Here is a 22,765-nt window from a genome sequence, read left to right as displayed (position 1 = left end):
TTAACACACCATTTACATCAATTTTGATCCAGAGTAGATAGCATTTTTCTGTAGGTTGCACTCTCTCACATTTTTTCTGGTTGCACCTTTAAAAAGTGTTAACTACCGCAGAGAAAAAGATTCTGCGTTTTTTACACCCCTTGTTATAAACATCATCTTTATTAACATTTCATTCATTTTCAAGCTTGCAAACCAAGTCACATTTAACACGGTTGCACAAAGTTGCAACATGATGGATATTTCTCGGTAACTATCAGCCCCGTATTTCAGTACAACAGGAGTAAATGGCATGGGAACCACCACGATGGGGGTTAAACTGGACGACGCCACGCGCGAGCGGATTAAAACAGCAGCATCACGAATCGATCGCACACCGCACTGGCTTATCAAGCAGGCCATCTTTAATTATCTCGAAAGACTGGAAAATGACGATGCGCTTCCGGAGCTGCCTGCCCTGCTGGCGGGTGCAGCAAATGAGAGCGAGGAATCCACTGCGCAACAAAATGAAGCGCACCAGCCTTTCCTTGAATTTGCAGAGCAGATCCTGCCGCAGTCTGTTTCCCGTGCGGCCATTACCGCGGCATATCGCCGTGCTGAAACCGATGCGGTACCCATGTTGATGGAGCAGGCTCGTCTGCCGCAACCTATCGCAGAGCAGGCCCATAAACTGGCCTATCAGTTGGCAGATAAACTGCGCAACCAAAAGACGGCCAGCGGGCGTGCCGGCATGGTCCAGGGACTGTTGCAGGAATTCTCCCTTTCCTCACAGGAAGGCGTCGCGCTGATGTGTCTGGCTGAAGCACTGCTGCGTATTCCCGACAAAGCCACCCGCGATGCGCTGATCCGCGACAAAATCAGCAACGGCAACTGGCAATCACACATCGGACGCAGCCCGTCTCTGTTCGTTAACGCTGCAACGTGGGGATTGTTGTTTACCGGTCGTCTGGTCTCCACCCATAACGAAGCCAGCCTCTCACGCTCGCTGAACCGCATCATCGGCAAGAGCGGTGAACCGCTGGTGCGTAAAGGCGTCGACATGGCGATGCGCTTGATGGGTGAGCAATTCGTCACCGGAGAAACCATTGCAGAAGCACTGGCTAACGCACGTAAACTGGAAGAGAAAGGCTTCCGTTACTCCTATGACATGCTGGGTGAAGCTGCGCTGACCGCCGCCGATGCCCAGGCCTATATGGTCTCCTACCAGCAGGCGATCCATGCCATTGGTAAAGCGTCGAATGGACGCGGTATTTATGAAGGCCCGGGGATCTCCATCAAACTGTCTGCACTGCACCCACGCTACAGCCGTGCGCAGTATGACCGCGTGATGGATGAGCTTTATCCGCGCCTGAAGTCGCTGACCCTGCTGGCACGTCAATATGACATCGGCATTAATATTGATGCCGAAGAAGCCGACCGACTGGAGATCTCCCTCGATCTGCTGGAAAAACTGTGCTTTGAGCCCGAACTGGCAGGCTGGAACGGGATCGGTTTTGTTATTCAGGCCTACCAGAAGCGCTGCCCGTACGTCATCGACTACCTGATCGACCTGGCAACCCGTAGCCGCCGTCGCCTGATGATCCGTCTGGTTAAAGGTGCGTACTGGGATAGTGAAATCAAACGTGCCCAGATGGACGGTCTGGAAGGTTATCCGGTCTACACCCGTAAGGTGTACACCGACGTTTCCTATCTGGCTTGCGCGAAGAAATTGCTTGCGGTACCAAACCTGATCTACCCGCAGTTCGCTACCCACAACGCGCATACGCTGGCGGCAATTTATCAGTTAGCAGGTCAAAACTACTATCCGGGCCAGTACGAATTCCAGTGCCTGCACGGCATGGGTGAACCGTTGTACGAACAGGTCACCGGCAAAGTCGCAGACGGTAAACTCAACCGCCCATGCCGTATTTATGCCCCCGTTGGCACACATGAAACGCTGCTGGCTTACCTGGTTCGTCGTCTGCTGGAAAATGGCGCCAACACCTCGTTCGTCAACCGTATTGCGGATACCACCCTGCCGCTGGATGAACTGGTCGCCGATCCCGTTGAAGCGGTCGAGAAACTGGCACAGCAGGAAGGTCAGGCTGGGCTGCCGCATCCAAAGATTGCACTCCCACGTTCCCTATATGGAAAAGGCCGCGAAAACTCCGCAGGGCTGGATTTAGCAAATGAACACCGCCTGGCTTCGCTGTCCTCTGCCCTGCTCAACAGCGCGCTGCAAAAATGGCACGCCAAACCGATGCTCGAACATCCGGTTGCAGACGGTGAAATGACGCCGGTCGTCAACCCGGCTGAGCCGAAAGACATTGTGGGCTACGTGCGAGAAGCGACTCACGCTGAAGTGGAGCAGGCGCTACAGAACGCCGTCAATAATGCCCCTATCTGGTTTGCTACACCGCCACAAGAACGTGCCGCCATTCTGCATCGCGCCGCTATTTTGATGGAGGGCCAGATGCAGCAACTGATTGGCATTCTGGTGCGTGAAGCGGGGAAAACCTTCAGCAATGCCATTGCGGAAGTACGCGAAGCCGTTGACTTCCTGCACTACTATGCCGGCCAGGTTCGTGATGATTTCGACAACGAAACGCATCGTCCGCTCGGTCCAGTGGTCTGTATCAGCCCGTGGAACTTCCCACTGGCCATTTTCAGCGGACAAATTGCGGCTGCGCTGGCAGCAGGAAACAGCGTGCTGGCAAAACCTGCAGAGCAAACCCCACTGATTGCCGCTCAGGGCATCGCTATTTTGCTGGAAGCCGGTGTACCGCCAGGCGTGGTACAACTGTTGCCAGGCCAAGGGGAAACCGTCGGGGCGCAACTCACCTCCGATGAACGTGTACGCGGAGTCATGTTCACCGGTTCAACGGAAGTCGCCACGCTGTTGCAGCGAAATATTGCTACTCGTCTGGATGCTCAGGGTCGTCCAATTCCGCTCATCGCTGAAACGGGCGGGATGAACACCATGATCGTCGACTCATCTGCGTTAACGGAACAGGTTGTGGTGGACGTGCTGGCCTCTGCGTTTGACAGCGCCGGACAGCGTTGCTCGGCACTGCGCGTCCTGTGCCTACAGGATGATATTGCCGACCACACGCTGAAAATGCTGCGCGGCGCGATGGCAGAATGTCGTATGGGTAACCCAGGCCGTCTGACCACCGATATTGGGCCAGTTATTGATGAAGAAGCCAAAGCCAATATTGAACGTCATATTCAGGCCATGCGTGCCAAAGGACGTCCGGTATTCCAGGCCGTACGTGAGAACAGCGATGATGCGCGTGAATGGCACACCGGTACCTTTATTGCACCAACGTTGATTGAGCTTGAAAGCTTTGATGAGCTACAAAAAGAGGTGTTCGGCCCGGTGTTGCACGTCGTGCGTTACACCCGTAATAACCTCGGCAATTTGATTGAGCAAATCAATGCGTCCGGTTACGGCCTGACGCTTGGCGTACATACTCGTATTGATGAAACCATCGCGCAGGTCACCGGGTCCGCGCACGTTGGTAACTTGTACGTTAACCGTAATATGGTCGGTGCTGTGGTAGGCGTGCAGCCATTTGGTGGCGAAGGATTGTCAGGAACCGGCCCCAAAGCCGGTGGCCCACTGTATCTGTACCGCTTGCTGGCAAACCGTCCGGAAAATGCACTGGCCGTCACGCTGGCCCGCCAGGATGCAGACTACCCTGTCGATGCACAGCTTAAATCAGCGCTGATTCAACCGCTGGAAGCGCTTACCGCATGGGCAAGCGATCGTCCGTCGCTGCATGCGCTCTGCCAGCAGTTTGCCGAACTGGCACAAGCAGGAACCCAGCGTTTGCTGCCAGGGCCAACCGGCGAGCGCAATACCTGGGCGCTGTTGCCGCGTGAACGCGTGCTGTGTATGGCCGATAACGAGCAGGATGCGCTGGTGCAGGTTGCTGCCGTGGCCTCGGTTGGCAGTCTTATCCTGTGGCAAGATGATGCTTTCCATCGCGAACTGGCAAAACGTCTGCCTGCCGCCCTCTGTGGGCGCATTCAGTTTGCCAAAGCAGACACCCTCACCGCGCAGCCGTTCGATGCCGTTATCTTCCACGGCGATTCTGACCAGCTACGCGCACTGTGCGAATCGGTAGCAGCACGGGAAGGTGCGATTGTTTCGGTACAAGGATTTGCCCGCGGCGAGAGCAATATCCTGCTGGAGAGGCTGTATATTGAACGTTCGTTGAGCGTGAATACCGCCGCGGCAGGTGGGAACGCCAGCCTGATGACAATCGGCTAAGGTTATGGTTAATTAAGGCTCCGGTTACGGGGCCTTTTTTTATTAAGCCAGAGGGAAGCATGAAACGAATTGTACTGACCTGTGCAGCACTGCTGCTAAGCAGTCACGCACTGGCGGATGACTGCGCAAACGCAAACAACCAGATTGAAATGAATACCTGCGCCGCTGAGCAGTATAAGACAGCTGATACAAAGCTAAATGAGACTTATCAGAATGCACTGAAGCGCGCCGCCCCCACCCAACGTGATTTACTGAAAAAAGCACAGGTCGCATGGATTACCCTGCGCGATGCAGACTGCGCATTGATCAGTTCAGGCACAGAAGGTGGCAGCATACAGTCGATGATCACCAGCCAGTGTTTAACGGACAAAACCAACGAGCGTGAAGCATTTCTCGCCTCCCTCTTGCAATGTGAAGAGGGCGACTTAAGTTGCCCGTTACCCCCCGCCAATTAGCGCACACGGATCCCTTCAATAATCATTCGCTGTACGCTCTCCACCGTTTGGTTAAAAAAGGCTTCATCACGCAGCGTTGCGCCCGTCACTGCCTCTACCTGTGGGGCAAAGTCAGCGTAATGTTGCGTTGAAGCCCAAATCATAAAAATCAGATGATGCGGGTCAACCGGCGCCAGTTTTCCACTGCTGACCCATCCGGCAATCAATGCGGATTTCTCGTCAATCAACGTTTTGAGATCGCCCGTTAATTCCGTCATCAACAAAGGTGCGCCTGCCAGCATTTCCATACAAAACAGTCGCGATGCCTGAGGATAATCGCGGGACACTTCCAGTTTGAGCCGGATGTACTCTTTAATCGCCACCAGCGGTGCAAAGTCCTCGCGAAAGGCCTTCAGCGGTGCCAGCCAGATATCAAGGATCTGGCGTAATACGGCAATGTAGAGCACCTCTTTAGAAGGGTAGTAATAAAGCAGATTCGTTTTAGACACCCCCGCCAGTTCCGCAACCTGCTCCAGACGCGTGCCATGAATCCCATACTGGGAAAAGATATTTAATGCCGCAGTTAAGATAGCCTGGCGTTTCGCGCTCACGGCCTGCGAGCGTTTACCTGTTTTTTTCTCTGCGCCTTGAGCCATGCGCCCTCTCCTTGTTCTGAGGGCGTCAGCATAACAAATCGCACACTGAAAAGTTAAATTAAAGCGACTCGGGGGGAGCCTCCTGCTGGACGGCTTTCTTCTTTTTGAACTTCAGTTCGCTGACCAGTACGCCAATGATAATGAATGCCGCCCCCAACAGAGCAAGCAGCGGAAGGCGTTCTCCTGCGAGTCGACCAAAAATCCCCGCCCATACAGGCTCACCGGTATAGATTACCGTTGCGCGTGTCGGCGACACGCTGCGCTGCGCCCAGTTCATGGTAACCTGGATAATCGCGCTAAAAATACCCAATCCTAATGCCACGGCCAGCAAGCCCGTCGACATGGGAGGAACCGACTCACCTGCGGGCCCCATCGCAATAAATGCCACTACAGAAGCGGTTGCCAGTTGCACCACCGTGACCCGACGTACATCCACTTTTCCAGCCCATGCGCTGATCAGGATTATTTCAGCCGCTATCGCTACCGCACCCACCAGCGTGATCCACTCCCCTTCACCAAGCGCCAGTAAATTGCCATCCGGTCCGGCAAGAAATATCAGTCCGATAAAGGCCAACACAATACCGACGCACGGCATCACTCCTGGCATTCGTCCCAGACACAACCACTGCAACAGCGGTACCAGTGGTACATACATCGCAGTAATAAATGCCGACTTACTGCTGGGAATAGACTGTAATCCCCAGGTTTGCAGGCTATAGCCCAGCGCAATCGCTACGCCAATCGCCACTCCGGCTTTGACTTCCAACCATGTCAGCCCACGCAATGTAGGCAATGACAGCAACGCCACCGCCAGTGCCGCTGTCGCAAAGCGCACGCCGACAAAGAAAAAGGGACCGCTCAGAGTGACAGCATATTGCACAGCCAAAAACGTTCCACCCCAGAACATGGTGATCACAATGAGGATCGCCTCCTGGGGTTTAACAGAGAAGGAATAACGAGAAAGTAATGACATGAGACACCCGATTAGCTGAATGTCATTAGTCTGCGTTGCGTTTTGTTACAGTTCAACCTTGCAGACAAAAAAAACCGCCGGAACGACCCGGCGGCGGTGGCGACGTAACGTCTGTCTCTGAACACTCAGCCGTCACGATATCTCTAACAGACAGCCCGACAATTACGATTTGTTGTTGCCGTGACTATTCTTGCCCCCTTTTTTGCCTGCTTCTGAAGCGCGTTGCGGGTCATTCTTGAAGTTGCCCCCGCTGTGCTGGCCACCTTTTCGACCTGCTTCTGATGCTCTTTCACGGTCTTCCGCAAAGTTGCCGGAACCGCCCCGATGGTTTGCCATTACTGACCTCCGTCATTGATTAGCCATCATATTGCATAGGTACTGAGGAGTGATACCTCACGCAGCGCATGGGCCGTGCCCTGATGTTTACTGCGTGGGATTAAGCATAGTGAAGAGTAACCGGATAACCGGCGAACTGTAATATTCTGCAACAGGAATGGCCGCAAGATGTTAATAATCGCGGCGTGAAATCAATAAGTCTTTCTTATAGCTACCAAATTCCGCCAGGTTAAAAATGTATCATTTTGCAACAAAAACAGTTGTTATAAAAATTGTTATAAATCAAAGAAGTGATTGTGAAATTTGCACTCCTGGCCGTACGTCATATCTTTAAAGGGAGGTAGCGAATCGCTACGGACACGGTTAACTCGAGGAGTAGTGTAAAATGGCAAAAGTTCTGGTGCTTTATTATTCCATGTACGGACACATTGAAACCATGGCCCATGCAGTCGCAGAAGGCGCAAATAAGGTAGATGGCGCGGAAGTCATTATTAAGCGTGTGCCAGAGACAATGCAGCCTGAGATCTTCCTGAAAGCAGGCGGTAAAACACAAAACGCACCAGTCGCAACCCCGCAGGAACTGGCTGATTACGACGCCATTATTTTTGGTACTCCCACGCGCTTTGGCAACATGTCGGGTCAGATGCGTACCTTCCTGGATCAGACCGGCGGACTGTGGGCATCTGGCGGCCTTTACGGCAAACTCGCCAGCGTATTCAGCTCAACAGGCACTGGCGGCGGTCAGGAACAAACCATTACATCAACCTGGACAACGCTTGCCCACCACGGGATGGTGATTGTTCCCATCGGTTATGCGGCGCAAGAACTGTTTGATGTCTCACAAGTTCGTGGCGGTACGCCGTACGGCGCAACTACCATTGCCGGGGGTGACGGCTCCCGACAGCCAAGTCAGGAAGAGTTATCTATCGCCCGCTATCAGGGTGAATATGTCGCAGGTCTGGCAGTAAAACTCAACGGCTAATCTTCAACAGGAGGATTCGAATGCCAACTCAAGAAGCGAAAGCCCATCGCGTCGGCGAATGGGCAAGTCTGCGCAACACATCGCCAGAAATAGCCGAAGCCATTTTTGAAGTCGCCCACTATGACGAGAAAATGGCGGAAAAAATTTGGGAAGAAGGTAGCGATGAGGTACTGATCAAAGCCTTTGAGAAAACTGACAAAGATTCACTCTTTTGGGGTGAACAGACTATCGAACGCAAAAACGTTTAGCATTCTGACTCCCCCGTTTGCACGGGGGAGTTTTCTTTGCTTACTTCGCCGCCTCATTCAGTACGCTATCGAATTTCTCAACAGGGCAAAAGCCATTAGCATCAATCGGACAGCCTTTCAGTTCCAGCGTTACGCGCTGCGCCGGGGATTTGAGCGTCAGAACGTCTGCATTACGCAACTGCTGCGCACTCTGATACACATACTCAATTTTCATCAGATCGCGATTTGTGTTGCTGTCATGCCAGCGCTGGAAGACAATTTTACCGCCAATAGGCGTACGTTCGTTCTGGTCATGGAGCTGATACGGTTTAAAATCCAGTGCCGTGAGCAATGACGCGATGTTCGAGTCATGTCCCACCAGCAGCGTAATTTTCGGCGCTTTCGCCCGTTCAGTCACCAACGCATTGTCGATATATTTGACCAATGGTTTGGCGACATTTTTCGCCACTTCCGCAGAGGTGAACAGGCTGTCCTGATAACCATTTTTCAGCTTTGACAGTACCTTCCACTGTTGATCAGATTTGATCTCCCCCCAGGCGACCTTGTCCATCGGGAAGCCCTCGTAATATTGCAAGGTGAAGGCATCAACCAGCGAATTCCCCACCTTCAGTGGCCCGGAAACACCAGGCTCTTGCTGGTACTTCGCACTGAATGTGTCTTTCGCATCAGTCAGGGAACACTGCTGTTTTTCTTTGCAGGACGGCGAGTCTTTGTAGTTTGTGATTTGCTCAAGCAGTTGGTAACTTTCGTCGAGCTGCATCTGGCTGCGCTCTTTCTCCATCGCCTGAACAGCCTGCTGACTGAATGTTGCAGAATCATCAGTGATCACCGGGTTAAAAGTGGGGTCCATGGTACCCATTTTTTCCTGATGATGGACCGGAACGTCACACCCCGGGAAAGCCCCCGTGACAAAAAACTGCGCCGTCGCTACTGTCCGCTGCAGGCTGTTAGCATAGGTGTAAACCGTGCCCGGTGCCGGACATTCACCGGATTTCACCATGCCCTGCTCTGCCAACCATTCACGCATGTAATGGCCCATATAAATTTCCAGCACGCCGCCCTTCGTGGTGAGTTGTCCGCCCGGGACATCCCACTCCGGCCACTGTTTGGGGGTAGACTGCTCGAGAACGCTGCCATTATTGGCTAAAGGTGCACGTAAGTTATGCCGGCTCATCATCAATACTTGCTGAAGCTGATAACCTTCCGGTACCGTCTGTGCCTGTGCAGCCGTTGACAGCAATACAGCCCCCGCCACGGCGGCGGCGATTAACGATTTGTTCATCCCTACGACCTCTTGTTGTTATCAATCACCACAGAGTGTGACAGATATATGACATTTTTCCGGGAACGCTTTCGCAAAAATGAGGGATCTACCGTGTCGTTTGGATGCCAAATTCCGTCTGAAGTTTGCGCACTCCTAGTGGGGTAAAGGTGACGTGGCGGCTGCCTGTCTGCGTTTTAATCCACTTCTGTTCGCTAAACCAGCTCAGCAACGTGGCGCCGAGCACGCCGCCCGGATGATAACGTCGCTCACTCCAGTCCAGACAGCCGCAGCTTATCTTTCGTCGGGTCACACCGGCACAAAGGACAATCCCCATTTCTGCCAGTTTTTCCTGCCCCAGAGCGGTCAGCGTTTCGCCATCCGCTGTTAACCATTGCCGGGCAACCAGAGTATCAAAAAGCCTCACGGCCACTTCGCCGGCAAGGTGGTCATAGCAGGTTCGCGCATGCCGCAGGTGTATTGGGGTGGTGATTTTTCGCGACGTTGATGCAGACCATGCCACACCCATCAGGCGTTCCAGGAGGCCGGCTATCTCCGCACTTGCCAGGCGAAAATAACGGTGTCGTCCCTGGGCTAACGCCACAACAAATCGTTGTTCGCACAGACGCGCCAGATGTGCGCTGGCCGTCGAGGCTGACACGTCCGCCACCGCGCTAAGTTCAGTTGCAGTCCAGGCGCGCCCATCCATCAACGCACACAACATACGCGAACGCGATTTATCCGCCATCACTGCCGCAGTAAGCGCCATTTGCAACTCCAGTTCACCCTCTTCTTCGTGCAGTATTACCGATGCCATAGCACCTCCTTTGGCGTTAACCCTCTGAATTAACGATGGAATGAAACAGGCGTAAAGTCACAGCGAGACTTACGCGGCGCGCAGCATCATCTCCACGCCCAACCCCACCAGACAGAACAGAAAACAGCGTTTAAACACCACAGGTGAAATCACTCGTCGCACACGAGTCCCTACCCACTGTCCCAGTAGCGCAGGAAGAATGGCAAAAGCCGATAAACTCAGGGACTGAACAGGTAACGCATTGTGCCACCACAAGCCCAGTGCTAACGCCAGCGTCGAAAACGTGAACGAAATGCCAAGCGCCTGCACCAATTCATCCTTTTCAAAGCCCAAAGACTGGATCCATGGCACGGCGGGCATAACAAATACCCCCGTTCCCCCCGTCAATAAACCGGTCACCAATCCAATGACAAGGGAAAAGGGTTTTTCACGCTGCGGATCCACGGTAATTTTTTTCCCCATCAGCGTCCAGATGGCATAGGCCACCAGTGCCATGCCAAGCGCAAACTGGGTCCGGGTTGTGTCGCCCCCGGTGATCCAGACACTGGCAAGCAAAGTGGCAATCACCACCGCCAGCAGCATAGGCCACAATCGTTGCAGCAATCGGCCGGTATTACCACCACCGCCAAACTGAAACAGATTGCTAATCAGAGAGGGTAACAGCAGCATCGCCGCCGCCGCGACCGGAGAAATAAGCGATCCGAGGATCCCCATCGCCACCGTGGGTAAGCCCATGCCCGTTACGCCCTTCACCATCCCCGCCAGCACAAAGGTTGCGGCAATCATTATCACCAGGGAGGAGTCGAGCGCGAAAGAAGTTGCCATCATGTACGTTCCAGGAAAAAAGAGGATGACCTATTCTGAACGTCAATCGCCAGGTTTGCTTCGTCGGGAAACGAAATATGCCCTCCAGGTGTGCTGCGGCATAAAAAATGCCGGGTTTCCCCGGCATCAGAATCAGACAGTTTTTGCCCACCAGAGGCGTAACTTCATTCCCCAGTAACTGGTCCAGCCGCTGGTTGTCGACACCACGCGCCCCTGCGACATCACGACCAGCGTTGGCGTGACGCTGATGTCCCAACTGCGGGAGATGGCCCCGTCGGCATCGTTGATGACAGGAAAGCCTACGCCTTTACGCGCCAGCCAGCGCGTTACCTCCGCCTCATTACCGGAGCGCAGCGCAATGGTTATCACGTTCTCGCCTTCTGAGTGCAGTCTGGCGACTTCCGGTGTCGTGAACCGACACACGCCGCACCAGCTCGCCCAGAAATAGATCAGCACTGGCTCCTCTTTGCTGAGCGCGGCCAGCGTAACGTTTTCACCATCCAGCGTCTGCAAAGGTGTGCTGTCAAACGCTGCGGGAAGCTGGGGCGCTCGCCAGGCATCCATCAACAACATCGCCCCGGCGAATAACACCAGTAAGATCAGTCCTTCGCGCAGCCAGCGGCGCAGTTTACTGACCATTTGCGGCCGCCAGTTTTTCTTTGACCACCTCTTCCAGTGTTTCCCACGGTACTGCCCCCGGGATCAGCTCATCGCCAATAATCGTTGCAGGTGTGCCCCGCACACCAACCAGACGTGCCAATTGCAGGTTGGTGCTCAGCGTCTCTTCACTTTGTGCATCCAGCGTCACAGGGCTGGCAGCGGCTTTCTCCTGTGCCTGTTTAATACTCACTGCCGTGTGGTAGCCCTTCTTCTGCATCAGTTTCTCATGTAACGCCAGAAACTGCTGCGGGTGCTCACGCCAGGTCGTCAGCGCGGTTCGCGCCGACAGAACTGAACTTTCCCCTTTAAACGGCAGCGGTTTAATCACCACCGCCACATCAGGATATTTCTGTACAATTTTTTCCAGCATCGGATCCAACTGCTTGCAATATGGGCAGTTGTAATCGGTGAAATTTATCAGCGTCAGTTTAGCCTGCCTGGCACCAATACGCGGGCTATTGGGATCGTTAAACAGCGCTTCCTGAATCAGCGCTTCAATTTGCTTCTCCTGCTCAGGTGTAAATGGCGCAGGTTCTTTCGCCACGCTGACGGCAGAAAACAGGGTTAACAGCAGGATAATCATCATTTTCATGGGGTTACTCCTTTGGCACCGGCCAGTGTATTTAGCACCGCATCGCGGGTTAACAACGTCGGCAACGCCTGGCCTTGCGGCAAACCGGGGCCATAAATTTGGTTGAACGGCACAGCGACCTGGCCGCGTTTTTTCAGGAATTCGGTGATCGCTTCAGAGGGCAGCGTCCAGTCACCCCGCAGAGCCACCACATCGGGTTGTTGCAGCGCAACCTGAATATCTTCTTTTTGTAGGGCATAGAATTTATTGACTTTACAGGTAATGCACCAGTCAGCCGTCACATCTACAAATACGCGCTTATGCTGGGCCAGTGCCTCTTCGATGGCCTGCTCGCTCAGCGGTTGCCAGTTCACACTCTCTTTGGCTGTACTTTGGCTTGCGAACCCCAGATGCGGGAGCAGCAATGTTGCCAGCCAGATCGCCGAGCCAAGCATCATCACGCCGAGAAGACGCCGCAAGATATTCATCCAACGCCCCGGACGCGGCAGACGCAGCGCCAGACCCGGACGCAGTGCCACCAGCAACCATGGCAAACTCATCCCCAACCCGAGCGCAAGGAACAGCCCCCATAGCGTCGGCAGCGAAGCAGTCAACGCCACCGCCACAGCCGTCCCCAGGAACGGCGCACTGCACGGTGTGGCAAGCAACGTCGCAAACGCGCCCTGCCAGAAATGTCCTGACAAGCCGTTACCACCGCGAGTTGCCAGTATGGTGGTCATTGCTGAAGGAAGGCGGAATTCAAACAGCCCAAACAGGCTGGCGCTGAACGTCAGCATCACCAGCAGCATAACGCCGATAAACCACGGGCTCTGGAACTGGATCCCCCAACCAAGCGCCTGATTGGTCAGGCGCAGCACCGTCATCAGCAGCGCGAGGGCCATAAAAGAGACCAGGATGCCAGCCACCGATGCCAGAAACTGGCGGCGAACCTGAAGACGGCTTTTCTCCTCAACCAGTAAAATCGAGCCCAGCTTCATGCCCAGCACCGGAAGCACGCAGGGCATTAAGTTAAGGATCAACCCGCCTGACAGCGCCATCAGCACCACCTGCCACAGCGGGATCGCTGCATTCTGCACCACTGGTGCATCGCCAATGGCAAGACGACTTTCCTGTGCAACGCCGTTATCAGCCAGAACCAGTGTCAGTTGCTTACCCCGAAGATTCGGCGCACCTTCCCCCCAGCTGTCATGAACCGGAACCGTTGCCCGTAGTGTTTCGCCCTCGACGCGGATTTGCGGCATACCAAAATCCGCATCATCAACGGTATCCAGGTACAGACCAGGCGCAGACCAGCCACCCGTTCGATGCGCCTCAACCACCAGCTCTCCGGCTCGCGCCCCGGCACTAAGCGCATCGGTCAGGCCGCTGGCCAGCGGTATCTGCCCCATCGCTTGCGCATAGTCATGAGCAAAGGACGGGTCCTGGACGCTCGGCGTCACGGAAAAGGGAAAATCCGTTAACAGGCAGACATTGCTGCAGGTTGATAGGGTCAGCACACCGTTAAGGGTGGTTGGCGTTGTGCCACGTACGACCATCGGGAAGGTGACATTATCGTGATATCCCTGGGTGGTGATATTGGCGACCTCAAAACGCGCGGGTGTCGGCCAGTACCAATCAACAGCAGGCATTTTATCTTTCCAGACGATGGACGGTGCTACACCGCCCTCACCCGGCGATCGCCAGTAGGTTTTCCAGCCATCCTCCAGTTTAACATCGAGCAGCAGTCGGGTTTCACCGCCTGCGGCTGTATCGGCACGTAACCGTACACTGGCGTGATTGTTATCGGGTGAACGCAGCCAGCCGATATCAGCCGCCCAGGATACGGGCAGCCATAGCAATAACAGGCAGAGCAGCGCCTGCCTGAAAACAGTCTTCATATTTTTTCTCCGTGAATAATTATCTAACAGTCAGCAACGGCTGCGCTGTCATTCACGGAAGACACAAAATCGGAGATGAACCCTAAGTGTGGGCGGCGAGATAACGCGCGGAGGGAAAAAAGGCAGGCGAAATGCCCGCACAGGTGCCAACAGCGACATGAGCAAACATAGCACCAGGATCGCGCCTTCGAACAATACTGGCGGTGCAGCCAGCAACGATTTTGCGCTCAGTTCACACGGCGTAACGGGCGAAGCTTCATCGGTATCGGCCTGGGCGCTCGCGACAACAGCAGTGGTCGCGGTGTTCATCTGCAAGGCGTGCAGACCCGCCATGCGCTGCGCGGTGCATACCATCACCACAACACATGCCAGGCAGAGGAACCACCATCCCATCCGTTGACGTTTCGCCATTATACCCTCACTGATTGACGCGAGTTATCTTAGCCACTGGCGAGGTTTTGGCAACCTTTACCCTGTAAAGTTATGTCGGCAGAGGCCGGTCAAATCTCATTCCTCCCACAGCGTTCTGCCCAGAAATGATGGTTAATGTTATTAATCAATTTCACTATTACAAAATAATGGCACTAATAAAACAAAGCCGGAAATATCACAGGGTTTATTATCTGTCATTCCAAAAGCGTCCAACAGATATTTCATCACTGATGATAAAAATGAAAGAGAAGTCCGCCAGCGGATATTCCTACGTAAATGAAAGTAAGAGTCAGCACATTTTCTGATGAATATTGTATTATCACTTGCCGCCATGAACGTTATGTTCATCATCAAAACAATTGTTTGTTAAATGTTATTTAGAGTATATGAAAATGAAAAAAATCTTACTTCCTCTTCTAGGCCTGTTTTTTACTGTGAGCGTTCAGGCAGCAACATTTACCGATGGCAAAGAATATATTTCACTTGAAAAGCCAGTTGCGTCAGCGCCCGCTGCGCTTAAGTTTTTTTCATTTTATTGCCCTTCATGCTACCAGTATGATGAAGTTCTGGAAGTCACTGATAATGTGAAAAAAGCATTACCTACTGATGTCAAACTCACTGAGTATCACGTCGATTTCTTAGGCCCGTTGGGGCCGGAGATGACACACGCCTGGTCTGTCGCTATGCTGTTAAACGTGGAAGATAAAGTAAAACCTTTACTGTTTGATGCCGTGCAGAAAAAACAAACTGTTAAAACAGCAGATGATATCCGCAATGTATTTATCCGCGCTGGTGTCAGTGCAAACGACTATGATGCTGCGTGGAATAGCTTTGCCGTAAAATCATTAACGGCGAAGCAACAGGAGTTGGCTAAAGCGGTAGACCTGAAAGGTGTACCGGCTATCTTTATCAAGGGTAAATATATGATTAACCCGAAAGGATTAAAATCAGATAACGTTAACGCTTTTGTCCAGAACTACGCTGATACCGTTCGTTTTCTTTTTTCCAAGCCTTGATAAGCCGTTAATATTACTGACGCACCATCAACAAGAGCCTGTTCTGGCTCTTGTTCCTACAGGCGGACATTATTGACAGTTAACTGTCATATACGCTGGCAGAAGCTTATTCAGAAGCGTAATCCTTCAAAACAGTGGCAACACGTATTCTGTAGTATGAAAAAATCAACTGCTTACCCTCCTGCTGTGCGGCCTGATGCCTGACGTTGCATTTCCACCTGAGCACTGCATCTTCATCCTCCCACCATGAAAGTGACAGCATTTTCCCGGGCGTATTAATGCTCTGAAATCGTTCGATAGAAATGAACCCAGGGATCTCTACCAACAACGGCTTCAGCTCTGAGGCCAGTTGAAGATATCGCTCTCCTGTCTGAGGATACACATCTGCTTCAAAAATAACGGCGATCATTCAGTATCTCTCCCTTGTTAATTTCAGCCACTCTATTGCCGGATTAAATGCGATGCTTCGCTCAACAACGAACAGTCTGGTGAAAAGGGAAATTTGAGTGTGATAGGTAAATCAACAAGCAGGCTCACCGCGTTAACCGGTGACCCTTTTATGACCTGCGCCCCCCTTTTTCATGGTTGGCATTCGCGCCTATCGGGATTACCCTAAACTTAACGGTGATACCTTTCGAGAGGAATTGCCTTCTTCATGTGTTGATTTACACGAGAGAACGCTATGGAATTAAAGGATTATTACGCCATTATGGGCGTGAAGCCGACAGACGATCTCAAGACAATCAAGACCGCCTACCGTCGTCTCGCGCGAAAATACCATCCCGATGTCAGCAAAGAACCCGACGCTGAAGCCCGTTTTAAAGAAGTTGCCGAAGCCTGGGAAGTACTGAGCGATGAACAGCGACGCGCCGAATACGACCAGCTGTGGCAGCATCGCAACGACCCGCAGTTTAATCGTCAGTTCCAGCAAGGAGAAGGTCAAAGCTACAGCGCTGAAGATTTCAACGATATCTTCTCTTCAATTTTTGGCCAGCACGCACATCAGTCACGGCAGCGCCACGCCAGTCGCGGACATGATATTGAAATCGAGGTCGCCGTTTTCCTCGAAGAAACCCTTGCTGAGCATAGCCGCACCATCAGTTACAACCTGCCGGTATACAATGCGTTTGGCATGATCGAGCGGGAAATCCCCAAAACCCTCAACGTTAAGATCCCGGCCGGTGTCGGCAATGGGCAGCGCATTCGCCTGAAAGGTCAGGGAACCCCTGGTGAAAACGGTGGCCCGAACGGTGATTTGTGGCTGGTGATTCATATCGCGCCGCATCCGCTGTTTGATATTGTTAATCAGGATCTGGAAGTTGTCGTTCCGCTTGCCCCATGGGAAGCCGCATTGGGCGCAAAAGTGACTGTACCAACACTCAAAGAGAGTATTTTGCTGACCATCCCCGCAGGAAGCCAGGCTGGACAGCGATTACGTATCAAAGGCAAAGGTCTGGTCGGTAAAAAACATACTGGCGACCTATACGCGGTCATCAAAATCGTGATGCCGCCGAAACCTGACGACAACAGCGCCGCCTTGTGGCAACAGCTGGCGGATGCGCAGAAGTCCTTTGATCCGCGTAAAGAGTGGGGGAAAGCATAATGGCTAACGTGACCGTTACCTTTACCATTACCGAGTTTTGTCTGCATACCGGTGTTTCTGCAGAGGAACTGAATGAAATTGTCGGTTTAGGGGTAATCGAACCCCGTGAAGATGAGACCTTTGATGACCATGCGCTGACCGTGGTGCAACGCGCACTGCGTCTGCGCCATGAACTGGCGCTTGACTGGCCTGGGATTGCTGTCGCACTGACGTTGCTCGAGGAAAATGCGCAGCTACGACAGGAAAACCGCCTTTTGCGTCAACGCCTGTCCCGATTTATTAGCCATCCGTGAATATATTAAGGGTGCGGCGTTGAGCCGCACCTACAGATTTGCAGGGCGTATTTTTTATAAAGAACCCAACTCATCAGATTCGATTTCTCAGCCACGGATTGTTGAGCTCAATACCCGCCCGGCAAATATTCAGAAAAACTGCGGATATCAGCCCCCCCTTCACGCCCTGACCGTACAAAAATTCCGGCAGAAATTTTACAGCCCGGTTTTCGTAACCAGAACGAAACCGGGGTGCGTCTGTCTGGCCTGCAGTTTTTTCAGAAAGTGTGATTTTGCTGACATGATGTTATCTGGCCTTTCACGCTGGAGAGAAAAAAGAAGAGTCATATCCTGGAGGTATTCCCGAGATACTGCTGTTGCTTAAGATGTCGGAGCAAAACACGCCCTTCAGGCATAAACTCCGTACCATAACGCACCAGGCCAATACCGTTGAGTTCAGCATCAATAGCATAGAGAAGCTCTCCCGGAACAATCTGTTCGAGCAGTACCACCTTAATGCTTTTCAGGCGCGGTTCATATTTGAGCAGCACCGCCGACAGCACGCCCATCAGTTCATGGGCGGTACCGGGCATCCCCTGCAGGGTTTTGGTCATATCCGGCAAGCCATAGTCCGGCAGATGCGCCAGCGTCCCGGCGCGACAGTTGAGGATGCGCTGCATGTTATCCAGTACCGAGAGAATAACCTGATTTTGTTCACTGACCTGATGGAGAATGAGGCCACCAGTGAAGTTGCCGTAGAGCGTTTCATACAGCGAAGGAGATTTGTGATTCTGAGGCATTATTTATCCTCTTCCATTACCAGCGCCAGATGGTTATTCCCGGCCTCAATCACCCGGGCCTTGTCCGGATCGAGTTCCTCACGATTAACCATTAATTTCCATGTGTTTTTCACGACATCGGGTTGCCGAAATAACCCCACCACGGCCACATATTTCGCATCGTCTTCCATCGGCATATCAAGCAGTGCGTCACCACCTGGTTTCACGACCACATCACGGGTGGACAGCATGTCAGCCCCAAGAACGGCTTCACCATCGTTCAATAACTGTTGGTACACACTTCTGTTGAAAGTTTTAGTGTCTTTCAATTGATAGACGCGTACCACGACGGGCTCCGACAACGCGTTGTTTTCACGTTCATCCGTATTCAGTGCTTCACGTGCCGTGAAATCCAGGTGGAGCACCTTAATTTTTTTGTAGAACACAGAGTTAAATGCTGATTTGCTGCCATCGGTGATGCTCTGCGTCACCCCGCACCCCACCAGACTGAACCCACCAAGCACTATCGCGGGTACACCCACGGCCAGCAATACATTATTTTTGCCCGTCACCAGACGGGAAATGACGATACTGAATCCAATCAGGATCATCAGCACCACCATCCAGCGGGCAAATTTAGGGGGCGCATGCCTGACGCTGACATCAGGCATGTTTTTTAGATCGACAGACATAGTGCAATTCTTGTTTTGAGGTAGCGGCAATCGATAGCTGGTTGCATCCTATGAGTGAACTCACCAGATGCCAGTCAGGGGTTATTTTGCAGATTCTGTTAACACTTTTGGTGCGGGACCGAGCATTGTTCGCCGTCTGGGGCCGTCGTAGATTCCCGCTCCATTGCCTCAGGCCATTTATCCGCTTTACGCGGGCACCAGAAATCAGGTCGACCTTTATTTACTGCCTCATCCGGCACGGGCTCACCTTTCATATACAGGCACAGGTAGCTCCAGAGCTGCTGCAACTGAGCAGGAGAGCCACTGGCAATCTGGAAGCGTTCCACCACGTTCAGCGTTCCTGGCTGACAGACGGAAGCAAACAGCTGAAAACCTCCGGTATAGCGATCGCTGGAAAAACGCATCTCGCCGTGAATATCTGCCCAGTGATAGGCTTTGACTGTGGTTGGCCATTTGGACCAGGGATTCCACCATTTTCTTTTATAATCGAAGGTATAGATTTTTTTACGTTTTCTGTTTAAGCGAGTAGGTTGATCTCTCGCAGCAAAGAAATAACATTTAAAAAACATCACCGTAAGGGATATAAGTATAAAGTCACCGATGATGGATGTAATAATAATATTTAAATCCTGTTCATATCCAATCATAAACAGAGTCAACAAAAAATAAAACAATAAAACCAACAAAGACAATATAGCACCAAATAGTCCCCCCCCCCAAACAACCCCTTCGTAGCGTGGAATTTCCATCCAGATAGTATTTTTTGTATTTAGCCAAATCAGTTGGGGAGGCACTAGCTGAGACTGGTTGTTCTCCGGCATATCCTCCTGCCAGCGATATATCGGAGGATTAAGCTTTGGCTGAGCCTCACCCTGGCCCTGAAAAAATGTGTCCTGTGACATTATCTTGTCCTTAGCGCTGCCGATTAGTTCGTCTTATCCGATAGTTCGTTATAGGCGCGGGGAGCAGAAAGTTCAGCATCCGGCTCGGTGGTGGATTCACGTTCCATTTCTGCAGGCCATTTATCCGCTTTACGCGGGCACCAGAAATCAGGGCGACCTTTATTTACCGCCTCATCTGGTACCCACCTCACCCAACAGACGGGTAATAAAGTGCAGGTCATCCTCGCCGTACTGCATTACCTGCTCGCGGCGCGGGTACGCTTTTGAGAGCGAGAACAGAAAATCCTGACCGCGCATGTTGTGGCGCTCGCGCAGGATTTTTTCCACAATCTGAGGAACGGACATATCCTGGTAGATGGTATTCTGGTGCGAACGACTGAGTAGCGCCAGGCGTGGTTGCAACGTCAGGGCATAATGGGTTTCATCCTTTGAGGTGTTGAGGCGTTCAAAGCCTGTGACCACGCCCTGAATCACCCGCACAGCCTGCTGCATTTTGATGCCGTAACCCAGATCTTCCGGGGCCTGCAGCGTCAGGGAGGCGGCTTTCATCAGCATCATTTCTTTGCTGATGGCATGGTCAGAACTTGTGAATTCAATACGGTAGCTGAACGATTTACTTAAGGCCTCATCGCCTTCAAAGGCCAGCACATCAAGTTCCGACGCACAGCCTTTGACCATCAGCAGGTGATGATTGTGGCTGAATCTGATTAGGGGATTGTTTTTCATCCGTGCACTCCTTGTGGCTGGTCAAATGTCAGTCCGATACCCTCTTCCTCACCCCAGCTAAGGCATAACGACTGTGGTTACTGTTTCGCTGCCATGTGAGTCAGCCTCAGCAGAATTTGTTGATTGAGAAAGTTGTCGACGTTACGCGCGCTGATGGCTGGATTTTCCATGAATCGCTCTCTTTGCCGGCTCCCGGGCACGCTACCGCCCCTCGCGGTTTCCCGTGAAGGGGACCAAAGCGCATACGGTCAGGCTGGCAGTTTGTGGTTTTCTTTGCTGAAAGCCCGTTTCAGACAGGCACTCAGCAAAAAAGCGGACAGAGAAACTCTGCCCGCTCGTGACTTACGCGGTGGCGCGTTCGTTCCAGGAGTCGGAATGAATGATGTTGCCGTCTTTGTAGGTCCAGGTGATTTTTTCGTAGCGCAGTTCAACGCGTTCCAGGTGGTTATGCTTCTCTTTGGAAGGATCCTTGATGTCGTACATTTCAGGATTCACTTTCACCACTTTCACGTTCTCAAGCCTGGTGTTGAAGTACTCCACTTCCTGGCCCGCGTCGTTGATTTTGTACCACTTGAATTCCGCAGATTTGAGGGTCTGACCGGTGGTCACCGCCTTGTACAGGTACGGACTGGACGAATCGATTTCCTTGGTGAACAGGAACGGGGTGTGGATACGGGTACCGGTCAGCTTGCCGGTGTTGTTGTCGGTCGGGATGTACAGGTTATGTTCCTGAGCCACCACTTCGATGCTGCCTTCACGATCCTGAACGTCAACAGACCCTTTGATGTCCGCACCACCGTCGTCTTTCAGCCACAGATAAACAGGAATTGCCATCGGATTTACTCCATTAATGTTGAGAAACGTCATCATCCTGCGATAACGCTGAGGGGGTGCCCGGTATCTGACAGGCATTCGCCTGCGGTACCAGACTGATTTCGACACGGCGGTTGAGCGCACGACCCTCCGGGGTATCATTGGTTGCGATTGGGCGGCTTGCGCCATAGCCCTGCACCGCAAAACAGCTTTCCGGCACGTCACCGGTGTCCCGCATCCAGTCGCGCACCGCTTCAGCACGTTTCTGTGACAGCGCCTGGTTCAGCTGCGCATCCCCGGTGTTATCCGTGTGGCCTGCGACCACAATCAGCCAGCCCGGCTTCGCCTTAATACCGATCAGTGAGTTCAACAGCATTTTGGTGGAGCCGGTTTTGAGGTCGTATTTACCCGAATCGAACAGCGACATGCTGTCGAGGCGAATGGTTTTCGGTACCGGTTTGGGTTTCGGCTGCGGCTCAGGCGGCGGTACCCGGCCTGCTGCTGGAAATGCTGGGGAGAAATCATCTGGCCCCTGCCCCATAACGGTTGTTCCGTTTTCATCGGCTTCCTGCCTTACGTTACGCTTACGATTTGGCCTTCGGCATCTGGGAAACCAGTGACAGGTTGACGTCCATGCCTTCCACCTGGAAGTGCGGGATCGCGTACAACTTCACGCGGAAGAACCCCGGGTTATCCTCGATATCCTCCACAACGACCTTCGCGTCACGCAGTGGATGAGAGGCCTGCAGCTCATCGCCCGGATCGGTCATTTCAGTGACCAGGCTTTTCACCCAGGTATTCAGCTCAAGCTCCAGCAGACGTCGGTCCTTGGTGGTCCCGATGTTTTCGCGCTGAATAATCTTCAGGTAGTGCGCAATACGCGACAGCAGGAAGATATAGGGCAGACGGGCGTTGATGCGGCTGTTAGCCGTTGCATCTGCGGTATCGTACTGTGCCGGCTTCTGGGTGGAGTTCGCGCTGAAGAAACACGCATAATCGCGGTTCTTGTAGTAGCTAAGCGGGATAAACCCAAGGTTCGCAAACTCAAACTCGCGGGTTTCGGGGATCATCACTTCAGACGGGATTTTTACCTGGTTGCCGGTGCCGAGATCGTACAGATGGATCGGCAGGTCCTGGACCGCGCCGCCGGCCTGTGGGCCGCGGATCTGTACACACCAGCCATTACTGATAAAACTGCGCACCATGTTGGCCGCAAAAGCAAAGGAGGCATTGGTCCACAGGTATTTGTTGTGATCCGGACCTTTAACTTCTTCCACATAGTTGAAACTACGAACCGGTACGGTGTCCGGACCATACGGCAGACGGCCCAGTACACGCGGCATCACCAGACCGATATAGCGGGCATCATCCGTCTCACGAAAGGATTTCCACTTGATGTATTCAGCACGATCAAAGTAGTTGCCGATGTCTTTAATCGCCGCCACGTCCTCCATCGAGTCCTTGAGGAAGAACGCCGGTCCCGCAGAACCGATAAACGGCATATGTGCCGCAGCGGATACTTTCGAAATATTACGCAGTAATGCGACATCCTGCGCTGAGGCATCGAACTCATACGAAGAAATCAGTGCGGCAACAGGCTCTCCGCCAGGGGTATCG

General features: G+C 52.8%; 23 protein-coding genes and 3 pseudogenes. 7 read left to right on the top strand and 19 right to left on the bottom strand.

Features of this window, described 5'->3' with window-relative positions:
- Positions 1-289 precede the first annotated feature (289 nt).
- Positions 290-4,252 (top strand): trifunctional transcriptional regulator/proline dehydrogenase/L-glutamate gamma-semialdehyde dehydrogenase, encoded by a 3,963-nt coding sequence (gene putA, locus NNO08_RS10950; RefSeq protein ID WP_271449349.1) that lies wholly within the window; start codon positions 290-292, stop codon positions 4,250-4,252.
- Positions 4,253-4,311: 59 nt separating this feature from the next.
- Positions 4,312-4,707 carry a lysozyme inhibitor LprI family protein gene (locus NNO08_RS10945; protein WP_137382210.1) on the top strand — a complete coding sequence of 132 codons (396 nt, stop codon included), beginning with the start codon at positions 4,312-4,314 and terminating at the stop codon, positions 4,705-4,707.
- Here the strand turns inward: NNO08_RS10945 and rutR are convergent.
- The 3 genes from rutR to NNO08_RS10930 all read right to left on the bottom strand — a co-directional run bounded on the left by rutR (position 4,704) and on the right by NNO08_RS10930 (position 6,651).
- Positions 4,704-5,342: an HTH-type transcriptional regulator RutR gene (rutR, locus tag NNO08_RS10940; protein ID WP_271441333.1), complete on the bottom strand. Its 639-nt coding sequence runs from the start codon at positions 5,340-5,342 to the stop codon at positions 4,704-4,706. The genes NNO08_RS10945 and rutR overlap by 4 nt on opposite strands.
- 58 nt (positions 5,343-5,400) lie before the next feature.
- The gene (locus NNO08_RS10935) at positions 5,401-6,315 is read right to left on the bottom strand and encodes a DMT family transporter (RefSeq protein ID WP_271441332.1); all 915 of its coding nucleotides are present in this window, start codon (positions 6,313-6,315) and stop codon (positions 5,401-5,403) included.
- Positions 6,316-6,477: 162 nt separating this feature from the next.
- On the bottom strand, positions 6,478-6,651 hold the full coding sequence (locus NNO08_RS10930; RefSeq protein WP_003036022.1) for a general stress protein: 174 nt from the start codon (positions 6,649-6,651) through the stop codon (positions 6,478-6,480).
- A gap of 385 nt (positions 6,652-7,036) precedes the next feature.
- Here NNO08_RS10930 and wrbA point away from each other — a divergent pair, with 385 nt between their 5' ends.
- Positions 7,037-7,633 (top strand): NAD(P)H:quinone oxidoreductase, encoded by a 597-nt coding sequence (wrbA, locus tag NNO08_RS10925; protein ID WP_003832057.1) that lies wholly within the window; start codon positions 7,037-7,039, stop codon positions 7,631-7,633.
- Between the two features lie 20 nt (positions 7,634-7,653).
- Positions 7,654-7,881 (top strand): YccJ family protein, encoded by a 228-nt coding sequence (locus NNO08_RS10920; protein WP_271441331.1) that lies wholly within the window; start codon positions 7,654-7,656, stop codon positions 7,879-7,881.
- Positions 7,882-7,921: 40 nt separating this feature from the next.
- Here the strand turns inward: NNO08_RS10920 and agp are convergent, their stop codons facing one another.
- The 7 genes from agp to NNO08_RS10885 all read right to left on the bottom strand — a co-directional run bounded on the left by agp (position 7,922) and on the right by NNO08_RS10885 (position 14,324).
- Positions 7,922-9,163 (bottom strand): bifunctional glucose-1-phosphatase/inositol phosphatase, encoded by a 1,242-nt coding sequence (gene agp / locus NNO08_RS10915; protein WP_271456711.1) that lies wholly within the window; start codon positions 9,161-9,163, stop codon positions 7,922-7,924.
- An 88-nt stretch (positions 9,164-9,251) separates the two neighbouring features.
- The gene (locus tag NNO08_RS10910; protein WP_271441329.1) at positions 9,252-9,959 is read right to left on the bottom strand and encodes an ArsR/SmtB family transcription factor; all 708 of its coding nucleotides are present in this window, start codon (positions 9,957-9,959) and stop codon (positions 9,252-9,254) included.
- A gap of 69 nt (positions 9,960-10,028) precedes the next feature.
- Positions 10,029-10,784 carry a sulfite exporter TauE/SafE family protein gene (locus tag NNO08_RS10905; RefSeq protein ID WP_271456742.1) on the bottom strand — a complete coding sequence of 252 codons (756 nt, stop codon included), beginning with the start codon at positions 10,782-10,784 and terminating at the stop codon, positions 10,029-10,031.
- 132 nt (positions 10,785-10,916) lie between these two features.
- Entirely contained in the window at positions 10,917-11,423 is a 507-nt protein-coding gene (locus NNO08_RS10900; RefSeq protein WP_271456710.1) for a protein disulfide oxidoreductase, read from the bottom strand.
- Positions 11,413-12,036: a DsbA family protein gene (locus NNO08_RS10895; protein ID WP_271441327.1), complete on the bottom strand. Its 624-nt coding sequence runs from the start codon at positions 12,034-12,036 to the stop codon at positions 11,413-11,415. Before NNO08_RS10895 ends, NNO08_RS10900 begins: the two co-directional genes overlap by 11 nt.
- Entirely contained in the window at positions 12,033-13,913 is a 1,881-nt protein-coding gene (locus tag NNO08_RS10890; protein WP_271456709.1) for a cytochrome c biogenesis protein CcdA, read from the bottom strand. The genes NNO08_RS10895 and NNO08_RS10890 overlap by 4 nt, the downstream gene beginning before the upstream one ends.
- 48 nt (positions 13,914-13,961) lie before the next feature.
- A complete protein-coding gene (locus NNO08_RS10885; protein WP_271441325.1) occupies positions 13,962-14,324 on the bottom strand; it encodes a copper resistance protein in 363 nt (120 codons plus the stop codon).
- Between the two features lie 413 nt (positions 14,325-14,737).
- On the opposite strand from NNO08_RS10885, the gene dsbA reads away from it, so the two are divergent.
- Positions 14,738-15,361, top strand: a complete 624-nt coding sequence (gene dsbA / locus NNO08_RS10880) for a thiol:disulfide interchange protein DsbA (protein WP_271456708.1) — start codon at positions 14,738-14,740, stop codon at positions 15,359-15,361.
- Positions 15,362-15,467: 106 nt separating this feature from the next.
- Here dsbA and NNO08_RS10875 read toward each other — a convergent pair whose 3' ends face one another.
- Positions 15,468-15,770, bottom strand: coding sequence for an antibiotic biosynthesis monooxygenase family protein (locus tag NNO08_RS10875; RefSeq protein ID WP_271456707.1), 303 nt, complete (start codon positions 15,768-15,770; stop codon positions 15,468-15,470).
- 273 nt (positions 15,771-16,043) lie between these two features.
- Between NNO08_RS10875 and cbpA the strand changes: the two genes are divergently transcribed.
- Together cbpA and cbpM are read left to right on the top strand one after the other, a co-directional pair.
- Positions 16,044-16,964 (top strand): curved DNA-binding protein, encoded by a 921-nt coding sequence (cbpA, locus tag NNO08_RS10870; protein ID WP_202038995.1) that lies wholly within the window; start codon positions 16,044-16,046, stop codon positions 16,962-16,964.
- Entirely contained in the window at positions 16,964-17,257 is a 294-nt protein-coding gene (gene cbpM, locus NNO08_RS10865; protein WP_137382861.1) for a chaperone modulator CbpM, read from the top strand. The genes cbpA and cbpM overlap by 1 nt, the downstream gene beginning before the upstream one ends.
- A 323-nt stretch (positions 17,258-17,580) precedes the next feature.
- On the opposite strand, the gene tssE is transcribed toward cbpM, so the two are convergent.
- The 8 genes and pseudogenes from tssE to tssC all read right to left on the bottom strand — a co-directional run.
- On the bottom strand, positions 17,581-18,036 hold the full coding sequence (gene tssE, locus NNO08_RS10860) for a type VI secretion system baseplate subunit TssE (protein WP_271456706.1): 456 nt from the start codon (positions 18,034-18,036) through the stop codon (positions 17,581-17,583).
- Complete coding sequence (gene tssJ, locus NNO08_RS10855; RefSeq protein WP_442870780.1) at positions 18,036-18,707, bottom strand: type VI secretion system lipoprotein TssJ; 672 nt, start codon at positions 18,705-18,707, stop codon at positions 18,036-18,038. Before tssJ ends, tssE begins: the two co-directional genes overlap by 1 nt.
- Before the next feature lie 98 nt (positions 18,708-18,805).
- Positions 18,806-19,528, bottom strand: coding sequence for a DUF6708 domain-containing protein (locus tag NNO08_RS10850; RefSeq protein WP_271456740.1), 723 nt, complete (start codon positions 19,526-19,528; stop codon positions 18,806-18,808).
- A gap of 261 nt (positions 19,529-19,789) precedes the next feature.
- Positions 19,790-20,335: pseudogene (vgrG, locus tag NNO08_RS10845) on the bottom strand (type VI secretion system tip protein VgrG); the annotation flags it as partial.
- A 342-nt stretch (positions 20,336-20,677) separates the two neighbouring features.
- A complete protein-coding gene (gene hcp, locus NNO08_RS10840) occupies positions 20,678-21,169 on the bottom strand; it encodes a type VI secretion system effector Hcp (RefSeq protein WP_271456705.1) in 492 nt (163 codons plus the stop codon).
- A gap of 13 nt (positions 21,170-21,182) precedes the next feature.
- Positions 21,183-21,635, bottom strand: a pseudogene (locus NNO08_RS10835) (OmpA family protein); the annotation flags it as partial.
- A pseudogene (locus tag NNO08_RS10830) lies at positions 21,635-21,709 on the bottom strand (hypothetical protein); the annotation flags it as partial. The pseudogenes NNO08_RS10835 and NNO08_RS10830, both read right to left, overlap by 1 nt.
- A gap of 23 nt (positions 21,710-21,732) precedes the next feature.
- Positions 21,733-22,765: type VI secretion system contractile sheath large subunit (gene tssC / locus NNO08_RS10825; protein WP_271456704.1), on the bottom strand; the 1,033-nt coding region annotated here is incomplete at its 5' end.

The sequence above is a fragment of the Citrobacter sp. Igbk 17 genome (assembly GCF_028069775.1).
GTDB lineage: Bacteria > Pseudomonadota > Gammaproteobacteria > Enterobacterales > Enterobacteriaceae > Citrobacter.
The sequence above is the reverse complement of the archived record's forward strand: the minus strand, read 5'-3'. Positions and strand labels throughout refer to the sequence as shown.

Excerpts from the sequence above, each read along its gene's own strand:
- NNO08_RS10905 (WP_271456742.1), bottom strand. The coding sequence starts at position 10,784 with ATGGCAACTTCTTTCGCGCTCGACTCCTCCCTGGTGATAATGATTGCC.
- hcp (WP_271456705.1), bottom strand. The coding sequence starts at position 21,169 with ATGGCAATTCCTGTTTATCTGTGGCTGAAAGACGACGGTGGTGCGGAC.
- NNO08_RS10885 (WP_271441325.1), bottom strand. The coding sequence starts at position 14,324 with ATGGCGAAACGTCAACGGATGGGATGGTGGTTCCTCTGCCTGGCATGT.
- NNO08_RS10945 (WP_137382210.1), top strand. The coding sequence starts at position 4,312 with ATGAAACGAATTGTACTGACCTGTGCAGCACTGCTGCTAAGCAGTCAC.
- NNO08_RS10935 (WP_271441332.1), bottom strand. The coding sequence starts at position 6,315 with ATGTCATTACTTTCTCGTTATTCCTTCTCTGTTAAACCCCAGGAGGCG.
- agp (WP_271456711.1), bottom strand. The coding sequence starts at position 9,163 with ATGAACAAATCGTTAATCGCCGCCGCCGTGGCGGGGGCTGTATTGCTG.
- NNO08_RS10895 (WP_271441327.1), bottom strand. The coding sequence starts at position 12,036 with ATGAAAATGATGATTATCCTGCTGTTAACCCTGTTTTCTGCCGTCAGC.
- NNO08_RS10900 (WP_271456710.1), bottom strand. The coding sequence starts at position 11,423 with ATGGTCAGTAAACTGCGCCGCTGGCTGCGCGAAGGACTGATCTTACTG.
- cbpA (WP_202038995.1), top strand. The coding sequence starts at position 16,044 with ATGGAATTAAAGGATTATTACGCCATTATGGGCGTGAAGCCGACAGAC.
- wrbA (WP_003832057.1), top strand. The coding sequence starts at position 7,037 with ATGGCAAAAGTTCTGGTGCTTTATTATTCCATGTACGGACACATTGAA.
- NNO08_RS10920 (WP_271441331.1), top strand. The coding sequence starts at position 7,654 with ATGCCAACTCAAGAAGCGAAAGCCCATCGCGTCGGCGAATGGGCAAGT.
- cbpM (WP_137382861.1), top strand. The coding sequence starts at position 16,964 with ATGGCTAACGTGACCGTTACCTTTACCATTACCGAGTTTTGTCTGCAT.
- NNO08_RS10850 (WP_271456740.1), bottom strand. The coding sequence starts at position 19,528 with ATGCCGGAGAACAACCAGTCTCAGCTAGTGCCTCCCCAACTGATTTGG.
- rutR (WP_271441333.1), bottom strand. The coding sequence starts at position 5,342 with ATGGCTCAAGGCGCAGAGAAAAAAACAGGTAAACGCTCGCAGGCCGTG.
- NNO08_RS10890 (WP_271456709.1), bottom strand. The coding sequence starts at position 13,913 with ATGAAGACTGTTTTCAGGCAGGCGCTGCTCTGCCTGTTATTGCTATGG.
- tssE (WP_271456706.1), bottom strand. The coding sequence starts at position 18,036 with ATGCCTCAGAATCACAAATCTCCTTCGCTGTATGAAACGCTCTACGGC.
- NNO08_RS10910 (WP_271441329.1), bottom strand. The coding sequence starts at position 9,959 with ATGGCATCGGTAATACTGCACGAAGAAGAGGGTGAACTGGAGTTGCAA.
- tssJ (WP_442870780.1), bottom strand. The coding sequence starts at position 18,707 with ATGTCTGTCGATCTAAAAAACATGCCTGATGTCAGCGTCAGGCATGCG.
- NNO08_RS10930 (WP_003036022.1), bottom strand. The coding sequence starts at position 6,651 with ATGGCAAACCATCGGGGCGGTTCCGGCAACTTTGCGGAAGACCGTGAA.
- putA (WP_271449349.1), top strand. The coding sequence starts at position 290 with ATGGGAACCACCACGATGGGGGTTAAACTGGACGACGCCACGCGCGAG.
- NNO08_RS10875 (WP_271456707.1), bottom strand. The coding sequence starts at position 15,770 with ATGATCGCCGTTATTTTTGAAGCAGATGTGTATCCTCAGACAGGAGAG.
- dsbA (WP_271456708.1), top strand. The coding sequence starts at position 14,738 with ATGAAAAAAATCTTACTTCCTCTTCTAGGCCTGTTTTTTACTGTGAGC.